At 45.6% G+C, this 10,627-nt stretch carries 11 protein-coding genes; 3 read left to right on the forward strand and 8 right to left on the reverse strand.

All coding sequences use genetic code 11. The features are described 5' to 3' along the window. Window positions 1-161 precede the first annotated feature (161 nt). The 5 genes from rplS to ffh form a co-directional block, all read right to left on the reverse strand. Window positions 162-521, reverse strand: a complete 360-nt coding sequence (gene rplS / locus EMM73_RS17240) for a 50S ribosomal protein L19 (RefSeq protein ID WP_008898080.1) — start codon at window positions 519-521, stop codon at window positions 162-164. 22 nt (window positions 522-543) lie between these two features. Continuing rightward, window positions 544-1,320, reverse strand: coding sequence for a tRNA (guanosine(37)-N1)-methyltransferase TrmD (gene trmD / locus EMM73_RS17245; protein ID WP_409994315.1), 777 nt, complete (start codon window positions 1,318-1,320; stop codon window positions 544-546). Beyond that, complete coding sequence (gene rimM, locus EMM73_RS17250; protein ID WP_053423261.1) at window positions 1,320-1,847, reverse strand: ribosome maturation factor RimM; 528 nt, start codon at window positions 1,845-1,847, stop codon at window positions 1,320-1,322. Before rimM ends, trmD begins: the two co-directional genes overlap by 1 nt. A 32-nt stretch (window positions 1,848-1,879) precedes the next feature. Further along, window positions 1,880-2,131 (reverse strand): 30S ribosomal protein S16, encoded by a 252-nt coding sequence (gene rpsP / locus EMM73_RS17255; RefSeq protein WP_008898077.1) that lies wholly within the window; start codon window positions 2,129-2,131, stop codon window positions 1,880-1,882. A 166-nt stretch (window positions 2,132-2,297) separates the two neighbouring features. Continuing rightward, window positions 2,298-3,665: a signal recognition particle protein gene (gene ffh, locus EMM73_RS17260; RefSeq protein WP_127688051.1), complete on the reverse strand. Its 1,368-nt coding sequence runs from the start codon at window positions 3,663-3,665 to the stop codon at window positions 2,298-2,300. A 167-nt stretch (window positions 3,666-3,832) separates the two neighbouring features. On the opposite strand from ffh, the gene EMM73_RS17265 reads away from it, so the two are divergent. Beyond that, a complete protein-coding gene (locus EMM73_RS17265) occupies window positions 3,833-4,633 on the forward strand; it encodes a cytochrome C assembly family protein (protein WP_127688052.1) in 801 nt (266 codons plus the stop codon). Window positions 4,634-4,734: 101 nt separating this feature from the next. After that, the gene (locus EMM73_RS17270; protein WP_127688053.1) at window positions 4,735-6,003 is read left to right on the forward strand and encodes an HlyC/CorC family transporter; all 1,269 of its coding nucleotides are present in this window, start codon (window positions 4,735-4,737) and stop codon (window positions 6,001-6,003) included. A gap of 55 nt (window positions 6,004-6,058) precedes the next feature. Here the strand turns inward: EMM73_RS17270 and EMM73_RS17275 are convergent, their stop codons facing one another. The 3 genes from EMM73_RS17275 to EMM73_RS17285 form a co-directional block, all read right to left on the reverse strand. Further along, entirely contained in the window at window positions 6,059-6,676 is a 618-nt protein-coding gene (locus EMM73_RS17275; RefSeq protein ID WP_127688054.1) for a transglycosylase SLT domain-containing protein, read from the reverse strand. 133 nt (window positions 6,677-6,809) lie between these two features. Beyond that, entirely contained in the window at window positions 6,810-8,384 is a 1,575-nt protein-coding gene (gene gshA, locus EMM73_RS17280) for a glutamate--cysteine ligase (protein ID WP_127688055.1), read from the reverse strand. A gap of 107 nt (window positions 8,385-8,491) precedes the next feature. After that, entirely contained in the window at window positions 8,492-8,947 is a 456-nt protein-coding gene (locus tag EMM73_RS17285; RefSeq protein WP_127688056.1) for a CBS domain-containing protein, read from the reverse strand. Window positions 8,948-9,040: 93 nt separating this feature from the next. Between EMM73_RS17285 and EMM73_RS17290 the strand changes: the two genes are divergently transcribed. After that, window positions 9,041-10,588 carry a methyl-accepting chemotaxis protein gene (locus EMM73_RS17290; protein ID WP_127688057.1) on the forward strand — a complete coding sequence of 516 codons (1,548 nt, stop codon included), beginning with the start codon at window positions 9,041-9,043 and terminating at the stop codon, window positions 10,586-10,588. Window positions 10,589-10,627: the final 39 nt, after the last annotated feature.

Here is a 10,627-nt window from a genome sequence, read left to right on the forward strand (position 1 = left end):
AATGCGAAGCATTGGCCCAAAGGGTGAGCGCCAGGGATGGCTGCGAATAAAAAATTGTCAGGAGCAATTTTTAACAATGCGAAGCATTGGCCCCAAAGGGTGAGCGCCAGGGATGGCTGCGAATAAAAAAAGGCTGACACAAGGTCAGCCTTTTCAGTCGCTTAGTTAAGCTTTTCGCGGATACGCGCTGATTTACCTGAACGATCGCGTAAGTAGTAAAGCTTGGCACGGCGGACTGCGCCACGGCGTTTCAGCGTAATGCTGTCAATCATAGGGCTGTGCGTCTGGAATACACGCTCAACACCTTCGCCGTTGGAAATTTTACGAACTGTGAAAGCTGAATGCAGACCACGGTTACGTTTGGCGATAACTACGCCTTCGTAAGCCTGCAGACGGGTTTTGTCACCTTCTTTCACTTTAACCTGAACAACTACAGTGTCACCTGGGCCAAATGCTGGCACGTCAGTTTTTAACTGTTCGTCTTCAAGTTGCTTGATAATGTTTTGGCTAACTTTGCTCATAACAATCTCACTTTACCTGGAATTAACTATCGTGTTGCTGCAACGCCTGGTGTTCCAATTGGAATTCATCCAGTAATTTGCGTTGCTCCTTAGTCAGAGCCAGGGCATTTAACATATCCGGCCGTCTCAACCAGGTTCTACCAAGAGCCTGTTTCAGACGCCAGCGTCGTATATTTTCATGGTGTCCACTCAGCAACACCGGTGGAACCTCTTTGTCTGCTAACACCGCAGGTCTGGTGTAGTGTGGGCAGTCTAACAAACCAGTTGCAAACGAATCCTGCTCTGCCGACTCTTCATGCCCCAGTACGCCTGGTACCAGTCGCGATACCGCATCAATCAGCGTCATCGCAGGCAACTCGCCTCCACTCAGCACGTAATCCCCAATTGACCATTCTTCGTCAATTTCGGTTTCAATTACGCGTTCATCAATGCCTTCGTAACGGCCTGCCACTAACAGCAGTTTCGGGTAACGTGCAAGTTCCTGTACACCTTGTTGGTCTAACTTGCGGCCTTGCGGCGACAAATACACCGTATGTACATTTCCTCCGGCGGCTTGCTTAGCGGCGCGAATAGCGTCGGTCAGCGGCTGCACCATCATCAGCATACCTGGACCGCCACCAAAAGGGCGATCATCGACAGTATTGTGTTTATCCGAAGTATAATCCCGCGGATTCCAACACTCCACCTGCAACAATCCTTGCTTTACAGCACGGCTTGTTACACCAAACTTTGTAATAGCATCAAACATCTGCGGGAACAGAGTAATAACCCCAACCCACAAACCAGCTTGCTGCGACATTAAAAGTCCGGATCCCAGTCTACTAAGATACGTCGTTCAGCGTTATTCACTTCCTTAATAACAGAGTCAGTCAGGAAAGGGAGTAAACGCTCCGTCTTGCCAAATGCATCGGATTTATTGGCTTTCACAACGAGAACGTCGTTTGAGCCAGTTTCCATCATATCGACCACTTCACCTAAGTGATAACCAGCCTCGTTCACTACTGCCATGCCCATCAGGTCACGCCAATAGAAATCACCCTCAGCAAGCTGGGGTAATGCAGAACGCTCTACTGCGATATCCGCATTGACGTAGAGTTGAGCCTGGTCGCGGTCAGCCACGTCTGCCAGTTTTACGATCAGGCCATTGCCATGTCGTTTTTTACCGGAGATTTGCATTTGACGCCAGTTACCCTGCACTTGAATTTGCCAGGGTGTGTAATCAAAAATCCCTTCCGGGATATCGGTATAGGAGTTTACTTTTAGCCACCCGTTGATGCCGTAAACAGCACCAAACTTACCTAAGACAACTAAATCTTTACCGTTCAAGGTGAAACTCCGACCTTTATTTATTTTAGCTATTAAGCAGCAGTTTTCTTAGCAGCTTTCACCAATGAAGCAACGCGGTCGCTTAAAGAAGCGCCTTGCGATACCCAGTGGTTGATACGCTCTAAGTCAATACGCGTTTGCTCTTCAGTACCGCTAGCGATTGGGTTGAAAAAACCCACGCGCTCAATGAAGCGGCCATCACGGGCAAAACGGCTGTCCGCTACCACAACTTGGTAAAATGGACGCTTTTTCGCGCCACCACGTTGTAAACGAATAGTTACCATACCGTCCTCTAATAATCGTTCAGGATTTAAAAAAATAACAAACCCCGCGGTCAGACCGTGGGGTCGGTGAATTGTACGGATTTTTGCCTGCATTGCAAGGTTTTTCGGGCTTTGGCCGCATATTTCAGCTTTTACCAAAGCCAGCAATAGAGCTCGGCTGCAGGGCTTAACGTGGAGGTAACAGGCCAGGTGGTAACTTACCGCCCATGCCACGCATCATCTTCATTAAGCCGCCTTTACCCGACATCTGCTTCATCATTTTCTGCATTTGGGTAAATTGTTTCAGCAACTGGTTCACATCCTGCACTTGCGTACCTGAACCTGCAGCGATACGTTTTTTCCGTGAGCCTTTGATTAAATCAGGAAACAAACGCTCTTTTTTCGTCATGGAATTAATAATGGCTTCCATTTTATTGAACTGCTTGTTGCCCATCTGATCCATAGCACCGGCAGGTAAGTTTTTCATGCCAGGTAATTTATCCAGCATCGACATCATGCCGCCCATACCACGCATCTGCACTAACTGGTCACGGAAGTCTTCTAAACTAAAGCCCTGCCCTTTCATCACTTTGGCAGCGACTTTAGCAGCTTGTTCTTTATCAACCTTCTGCTCGATTTGCTCAATCAAGCTCATCACATCACCCATACCCAGAATACGGGAGGCGATACGGTCCGGATGGAATGGCTCTAAAGCGTCAGTTTTTTCACCCATACCGATAAATTTAATCGGCTTGCCAGTGATATGACGAATAGATAAAGCAGCACCACCACGAGCGTCACCATCGGCTTTGGTCAGGATCACGCCGGTTAAAGGCAAGGCTTCATTAAAAGCCTTGGCCGTATTGGCTGCATCCTGACCTGTCATGGCATCCACCACAAACAGAGTTTCAATAGGTTTCACTGCCGCATGCAGGGCCTTAATTTCGCCCATCATTTCTTCGTCAACATGCAGACGACCAGCGGTGTCGACTAGCAACACATCAAAAATTTGTAAGCGGGCATGAGCTATAGCGGCGTTCACTATATCTATAGGTTTCTGGCTGACATCGCTTGGAAAGAATTCAACACCTACTTCTTTGGCCAGTGTTTCTAACTGCTTAATAGCTGCGGGACGATAGACGTCGGCTGAGACCACTAATACTTTTTTCTTCTTCCGCTCTTTTAGGAATTTGGCCAGCTTGGCCACAGAGGTGGTTTTACCCGCACCTTGTAAACCAGCCATTAACACCACTGCAGGCGGCTGAACATTGAGTGCCAGCTCTTCGTTGGCTTCGCCCATCGCATCTTCTAAGGCTTTACGGACGATTTTTAGAAATTCCTGACCAGGCGTCAGACTTTTGCTGACTTCAATGCCAACAGAACGCTCTTTGACCTGATTGACAAAGTCACGCACCACAGGCAAAGCAACATCAGCTTCTAATAAAGCCATCCGTACTTCACGTAAGGTTTCTTTGATATTATCTTCAGTTAAACGACCACGACCGCTGATGTTCTTCAGCGTTTTGGTTAGGCGGTCCGACAGGTTTTCAAACATAACTTAGCACCTGATATACAATATGGCCGGATTATACCCCAGAGCGAGTAAGGAGTCAGCCGCCATCTTCGCTGAAACTGTCACGCCAATTAGGTGAGCTTGAGCTGTCAAATGCGAGTAATTTGCAATAGAATGTTAAATCTTCACGAATCAACAGGATCTGATTTATGGTAGTTGAGCTGTTACCCGGTGTGGCGTTGGTTGGTTATTTGCTGGCAACCGGTATGGTATTGTCGCGTCTGGTGCATCCGCAAGGCCCTAACTATAAATTAATGTTCAGTGCAGCTTTATTGGCTATTGTTTGCCATATGCTATTTCTGGCTGATTCTATTTTTGCCGAAGGTGGTCAAAACTTCAGTCTGCTAAACGTCATTTCCTTAGTGTGTTGGTTAATCAGTACTGCCATTACCATCACAGCTCTGCGCACGCCAACAGTATTGCTGCTACCTATAGTTTATGGTTTTTCAGCTCTGACCCAGCTCGCTGTTTTGCTATTGCCAGTTGACGTTCAGATGCAACATTTTGAACAGAGTCCAATACTATTAATGCACATCATAGTGGCCTTTATTGCTTACACATTGTTAATAGTTGCTACTTTGCATTCGCTGCAGGTGCACTACATCAGTAAAAAACTAAAACAAAAAGATTTTATGCTAGGCAATCAGTTTTTACCGCCACTGCTGCAGGTGGAAAAGCTACAGTTCAGAGTTCTTCTTTTAGGCACAATGTTGCTGGGGCTAACTCTGTTCAGCGGCGCTGCTTTTACAGACAACTGGTTGGCGGCACAAAATCTACATAAAAATATTCTGAGCTCTATTGCGTTCCTCATCTTCGCATTGCTTTTGTGGGGGCACGCCCAATTAGGTTGGCGCGGCCGTCTGGCTATAGGCTTGACTTTCACTGGCAGTATTTTGCTGACGCTTGCTTATTTCGGCAGTCGTTTTGTCCGTGAAGTGATGTTAGGCTGACTCGGATAGCAGCTTTTTCCCGCTAAAGCCTATTAAGGCTTGACTTGATAGGCTGTTCGTAATATCAAATAGCTTCGATTAGCCCTACAGGTAAACTACTTTTGGACGAGATCTCAACCAGCACCCTTTTTATTATTCTGGGCATGTTGGTGTTATGTTCTGCATTTTTTTCAGCTTCAGAAACCAGCATGATGTCGCTGAATCCTTATAAGCTTAAACACTTAGCTAACGAGCAGCACAAAGCAGCTATACGTGTAACTGCTATGTTGGAACGCCGTGACAGGCTGATTGGCTTAATTCTGGTCGGTAACAATCTGGTAAATATCGCCGCATCAGCCACAGCGACAGTGCTAGGGATGAGGCTTTATGGTGATTTTGGTATAGCCATTGCGACTGTGGCTCTGACGGTCATCATCTTGATTTTTGGCGAAGTAACACCTAAAACTCTGGCAGCTTTGCATCCTGAAAAAGTAGCATTTCCAAGTTCTATTGTTTTAAAACCCCTGATGAAACTTTTGTATCCCGCAGTATGGTTGCTGAACAAAATCTGTAACACCCTGTTGGGCTGGCTTGGAGTCAGTGCTGAGCAACATCATGGCAACAGCCTAAGCAGCGAAGAATTACGCACTGTAGTATATGAAGCCGGAGCTCTGATACCGGAACACAACCAAAGTATGCTGGTCGGTGTATTGGATTTAGAGAAGGCAACAGTGGAAGATATTATGATCCCGCGTAACGAGCTGGTTGGGATTGATATCAACGACGAATGGAAAGACATAGTTCGTCAGTTGTCCAACAGCCAGCATAACCGCATTCTGTTGTACCGCGACAGCGTGGATGATGCATTAGGTTTTATTCATAGCCGTGATCTGGCGCGCCTGGCTTTAAAAGAACAATTGAACAAAGCATCTTTACTACGTTCAGTGCGGGAAATTTATTTTATCCCGGAAAACACCCCACTCAATACCCAGCTACACAAGTTTCAAAGTTCTAAAGAACGTATAGGCTTGGTAGTGGATGAATATGGCGATATTCAGGGTCTGGTGACCTTGGAAGATATATTGGAAGAAGTCGTAGGTAATTTTACAACTGACATAGCAGACAGCCAGAACGAAGAGATCCAGCCTCAATCAGATGGCAGCTTTTTGGTGGATGGTGGCATCAACCTGCGGGATCTCAACCGCGATATGCAACTGAACTTCCCCACTGACGGACCTAAAACGTTAAATGGGTTAGTACTGGAGTATCTGGAAGAAATTCCGCAAGCCAGTCTTGGCTTGACTCTGGCGGGCTGCCCGATGGAAATTATCGAAGTACAAGATAATATGATTAAAACAGTACGCTTAATGCCACATTTACAGAAAAATTAAAAAAAGGAGGGCCTTGTCTGACGCCCTCCTTACCTTTAAGCAACCTTGGTCTCTTTTAGTCAAACAAACCAAAAAACCAGCCGCGTTTAAACTCGTCTTCACAGCTTTGTAATTGCTTTTGATAGAGAGCTGCTCTTTGTTGCACCTTACGGGCAGTTTCCATTAACCAGCGCTTTTTATAATAAGTTCCCCTTTTATATCCACCCCAGCCTTCGTGATAATTAAGGTACTGAGCATAAGCATCTGATTTAGCTACTTTATTAATTTTACTGCTTTTATTGATATACCAGCCCATGAAATCCAATGCATCACCAAAGTTCGATCGGGCGGCAAAATAGCTGCCCGTTTCACGACCATAGTCTTCCCATGTCTCGTCTTTGACCTGCGCATAACCATAAGCCGTACTGGCTCTGCCTACAGGAATAAATCCAAACCAATACTCCATAGGAGGCTGAGCATTATGTTTAAAGCTGCTTTCCTGATACATCATAGCCATAGGCACATGGATAGGCACATCCCATTTATCTCGCATATCGGATGCAGCATCATACCAGTCGCCATGTTCGCGGAAAATTTCACATAAATTGGAACTGTTTTTGGGTGGGGCTGTAGCACAGCCTGTTAAAACACTGGCAAGCGATAAGAAGAGTAAAGTTTTTTTAATTTTTTTCATGTCAGGCTGAACTTTTTAAAACACAACTCAGACTAACCTAGTGAACGGATTCAACCAAGTTTTTGTTTTTCATCCCTGGATTATCCTTATCCTTAATTTTCACGGCCAGCTTGCTGGCCGTTTTTTTTATTCTTTATAAATCGGCGAAATACTGTTCGAGGTACTGATCGAAACTTACTGAGTCTGACTGTTCTATATTCTGTTGCTCAAGCAAGGATTCGGCTGCCATGCGTTCAAAATCAGCTTCAGTATAAAGTTGATAGTCCATAGCAGCCAATTGCTGCCTGTATTGCTCAGCCAAAGCCAAAGCGTAATGAGGACTATCCTGCTGCTGAGCTATTAAACGGCTTAACAACTTACCTGAATAAGTTTGGTTTGGGTCTAACAAGCCTAAGTAGAACTCTTTAATAGCAGCGCTGTACAAGTCACCGCCATGAGCACCATCCATCCAATGTGCTATTGGCATCAGATCAGCGAACAATTGTTCAGCCCAATCCAGCATTAAACGAGGTTGACCATTCTGATTCAGATCTAAATTACGCTTTCGGCCTTCGGTCACCACTTTGCGCAGGTTTTGCTCTGTCACAGCCTGCTCGTCCGCCGATAAATCCGGGCTTTGCTCCAGTAAACAGTAGATTAAAAACAAATCCAGAAAACGCATTTGTTCAGCATTAATACCTACAGCACTGAACGGATTGACATCCAAGGCCCGCACTTCGATGTATTCTACTCCACGGCGTTTTAAAGCACAGGTTGGCCTTTCACCGCTTTGAGTGGTACGTTTAGGCCTGATGGTCGAATAAAACTCGTTTTCGATTTGCAGAATATTACTGTTGAGCTGCTTGTACTGCCCATCTACTTTGATACCAATAGCCGCATATTCAGCGGATGGTGTCGAGATAGCCTGGCGTAAACCAGTAATATAATCAGGCAGATTGTTGTAGCTGATATTCAGGCTAGATTGAGCGCTATTGGTGTACCCCAGATCACTCATGCGCAAAGAAGTCGCATAGGGCATGTATAATGACCCTTTGCCTAGACTCTGAAATTTATATTTCGGCTCACGGCCTTGCAAAAACGAGCTGCAAATTGCAGGCGATGAACCAAACAAGTACACCACCAACCAGACGTATCTTTTATAATTGCGAATCAAATGCAGGTATTGTGCAGAAATAAAGTCCTGTAGGGAGCCTGTATCTCCGAGCAACTGCTGATACTGCTGCCAGAACGCTTCGGGGATAGAAAAATTAAAATGCACACCACTTATGGCTTGCATCATACTGCCGTAGCGGTTTTTCAGCCCCTGACGATACACAGTTTTCATAATTCCGACGTTGGAGTTACCGTACTGCGCCAGTTGGATCTCATCCTGATGAAGGATGTAGCATGGCATAGAACCAGCCCAGAGCCGCTCTTCTCCTATATGAGACAATGCAAACTTATGAATATCAGTCAGTTGCTTTAAAGTAACATCAATATCAGTCTGCGCTGGGGTAATAAACTCCAGTAAAGACTCTGAAAAATCTGTGGTGATTAAAGGATGAGTTAAAGCCGAGCCCAAGGCTTTGGCATGACCAGATTGTGCCAGTTGACCATCCGGTTTAATCCGTAATGTCTCCCGCTCAATACCCCGTCTGATCCCTTTAATTGCAGTTTGAAATGACGTGGTGCCAAGCGCAGCCAGGCGTTGTTCGAGGAAATGACTCAAGCTGATCCCTTATTCTGATAAAAATCAAACTCTGAAATGGGGTGACTCAAATTAAAAAACAAGAGTATGCCAAAATTAAGTTACCCAACAAAAATGATGCTGTTGCTCTACTCTTCTTCTTGCCTGGAATCATGAGCCAATCTGCTCTTGCGAGCAGCCTGTAACACCACAACGCGCATAATATCTTTCCATGACACTATGCCAATAGCCACATCATCCTGATCTGTCACTGCCAAACAACCTATATTGTGTTTGAGTAGCAAAGCCGCCGCTTTCACTACAGGATAGTCTTCAGGTACTGAAATAACCGGGCTAGTCATAACATGTTTAATTTTACGGCTGCTTACGAAAATATCTAAGGTTTTTTCAGAGGCTGCATCCATGATAGGAGCCAGCGCTTTGAAATAATCCTTTACAGAAACTATACCTACCAGACGCCGTCCAGCATTGATCACTGGCACATGTTGAAATTTAGACTGGTTAAAAATGTCTTTTAGGACAGCGAGACTCATCTCTGGGTCAACCATAGTCAACTTTCTGGTCATAATGGCAGATACTTGCATAATGCTCCTAAGCTCGCTTATCTGAGAGTTCTTTGAAATAATGCCGCCGCTTTGATCCAGATTAACTGAATGATAAATAAAAAGGAAATATGCATGAACCGCCGTAACCAGCAGCTAGTTGATCAGGAAGTTCAGTTCGACGCTGGACAGGAGTTAGTGTCGACAACAGACCTACGTGGTGTTATCACTTATGCCAACGCGGCGTTTTGCCAGGTCGCAGGCTACACAGAAGAAGAACTACTGGGTAAAAATCATAATATGGTCCGTCATCCAGCTATGCCAGCAGCTGCTTTTGCCGATATGTGGACCCATCTGAAACAAGGACAGTCCTGGCGTGGTATGGTGAAAAACCGCTGTAAAGATGGACGCTATTATTGGGTTGATGCTTTTGTTACTCCGATTTATCAGCAACAGCAATTAATTGGCTACCAGTCAGTGCGCGTCAAAGCAAGTTCGGATTTAATCCAAAAAGCCGACCGTTGTTATCAGGCCATGAACTCCGGAAAAGCAGTCAATCAATGGAGTGGCAATAGCAATTTGCGCCGCCTTATTGCGCTGTTGTGCAGTTTTATAGTGATAATGACAGGCGCATTGTTATGGTCACATGCTTTATGGCTGGCCTTGCTGATCCCAGCTATTTTCTTTGTGCTGATGTATGACGAATTAATAGACATACCAGCTCAGTTGAACAAAATGCGCCAGGACTTCGACTCCGTATCCCGCTACGTCTACAGCGGAAAGACGGCGTTTTCAGTAGTTGACTTCAGAAACCAAATGCAACAGGCCCGTTTACGCACTGTATTAGGACGCACTAAAGACAGCACCAATAAACTGACCAGCATAGCCGATACCTTAGAAGAAGCCGTGCATTTAACACAACGTGGCATTCACCAACAAAGCCAGCAGTTGGTGTCTATTGCAACTGCAACACAACAACTGAGTAGCACAGTGCTGGATATAGCCGAACGCACAGGCGAAACCAACCAGAAAGTGGGCGAAGCTCAGCAGATTTGCCAGCAGGCTGAACAAGTGATGCAATTAACCGCTAACACAGTAAAAAAACTGGCTGTGGAAGTACAAGGTGCCGCCAGCACAGCTGATAACTTAGCAGTGGAGGCAGAGCGCATTGGTGCTGTGATGACAGAAATTCAGGGCATTGCCAATCAAACCAACTTGCTGGCGTTAAATGCAGCCATTGAAGCAGCTCGAGCCGGTGAACATGGCCGCGGCTTTGCCGTTGTAGCTGATGAAGTGCGCGCTTTATCATCCCGTACTCATAAAGCTACAGAGCAAATTCAGCGTTCTATTGGTGAAATCCAACAAACTTTATTGAGTTGGGGTAAAACCATGACGCAAAGCCGTGAACAGGTAGACGAATGTGTGATTCAGACCACTCACAGCACAGAGCAATTATCGGAAATTGTCGCTATGGTCAATACCATCGATCATTTATCGTCGCAAATTGCGACAGCTGCGACTCAACAAGGCCAGGTTGCCAGTGAAGTGGCCAGCAATGTACAAAACATTCAACATATTGCAGATGAAAACTTAGGCAATATGCAACTGGTCGCCGATAACAACAAACGTCTTCACCAGCAAGCTGCTGAGATTGCCAATTTAAGTAAGACGTTTAACCAGTAAATGCTTGCAGTAAAGAATCCACCTTCTGAAGAAGGTGGC

Source organism: Rheinheimera sediminis, from assembly GCF_004005375.1.
Lineage (GTDB): Bacteria > Pseudomonadota > Gammaproteobacteria > Enterobacterales > Alteromonadaceae > Pararheinheimera.

Excerpts from the sequence above, each read along its gene's own strand:
- rplS (WP_008898080.1), bottom strand. The coding sequence starts at position 521 with ATGAGCAAAGTTAGCCAAAACATTATCAAGCAACTTGAAGACGAACAG.
- trmD (WP_409994315.1), bottom strand. The coding sequence starts at position 1,320 with ATGTCGCAGCAAGCTGGTTTGTGGGTTGGGGTTATTACTCTGTTCCCG.
- rpsP (WP_008898077.1), bottom strand. The coding sequence starts at position 2,131 with ATGGTAACTATTCGTTTACAACGTGGTGGCGCGAAAAAGCGTCCATTT.
- ffh (WP_127688051.1), bottom strand. The coding sequence starts at position 3,665 with ATGTTTGAAAACCTGTCGGACCGCCTAACCAAAACGCTGAAGAACATC.
- EMM73_RS17265 (WP_127688052.1), top strand. The coding sequence starts at position 3,833 with ATGGTAGTTGAGCTGTTACCCGGTGTGGCGTTGGTTGGTTATTTGCTG.
- EMM73_RS17275 (WP_127688054.1), bottom strand. The coding sequence starts at position 6,676 with ATGAAAAAAATTAAAAAAACTTTACTCTTCTTATCGCTTGCCAGTGTT.
- EMM73_RS17285 (WP_127688056.1), bottom strand. The coding sequence starts at position 8,947 with ATGCAAGTATCTGCCATTATGACCAGAAAGTTGACTATGGTTGACCCA.
- EMM73_RS17290 (WP_127688057.1), top strand. The coding sequence starts at position 9,041 with ATGAACCGCCGTAACCAGCAGCTAGTTGATCAGGAAGTTCAGTTCGAC.